Origin of the sequence: Sphingobium sp. ba1 (assembly GCF_000743655.1) — a bacterium.
Taxonomy (GTDB): domain Bacteria; phylum Pseudomonadota; class Alphaproteobacteria; order Sphingomonadales; family Sphingomonadaceae; genus Sphingobium.
On record NZ_JPPQ01000022.1, the window covers coordinates 1,577 to 2,281 of the forward strand.

Sequence of the window (705 nt, forward strand, 5' to 3'; positions counted from 1 at the left end):
CACAAGGCAGCGATCGTTGTCATAGACGATCGAGCGCGGTACCGCGCCGAAAAACGCGAAGGCATGCACGTGTCCGTCCACCCAGGCCTCCGCCACCGCCGCCGGATAGGCCCGCACATAGCAGGCATCACTGTGCGGCAGATCGAGCGCGAAGAAGTAGGCCTTCTGCTCCACCCCGCCGATCTCCACCAGCGCTTCCCCGAAATCGGCCTGCGCATCTCCCGCAGGGTGCGCCAGCGGCACGAACATCTCCCGGCTGCGCTGTTCGCGCTCCCGGATGTAATCCTTGATGATCGTATAGCCGCCGGTGAAACCATGCTCGGTGCGCAAACGGTCGAATACCCGCTTCGCCGTATGGCGTTGCTTGCGCGGGACACTGCGGTCACCCTCAAGCCATCCATCAATGATCGCCACAAACCCGTCCAGCTTCGGGCGCTGCGGTACGGACTGGCGCCGGTAACCCGGCGGCGATGAAAACGACAGCATCTTGCGTACCGTATCGCGCGACACATTGAAACGCTTCGCCGCCGCCCGTTGGCTCATGCCATCCGCGCAAGCCAGACGGACCTGAAGATAAAGTTCCACGCTGTAGATCCCCACACCTCCCTGACTCGGCAGAAAGGCTTCAAGGTGGACGACTTTTACGCCGCCCGCAGCAGGACTATCCCGCCGCTACCGTGGTCGAATATTGCTCCGCCGTTCTCA

General features: G+C 62.6%; 1 pseudogene (running past one end of the window). It reads right to left on the bottom strand.

The window, feature by feature from the left end:
* Positions 1-585 (bottom strand): annotated as a pseudogene (gene istA, locus IL54_RS22580) (IS21 family transposase) (its annotated part extends 9 nt beyond the left edge of the window); the annotation flags it as partial.
* Between the last annotated feature and the right edge of the window lie 120 nt (positions 586-705).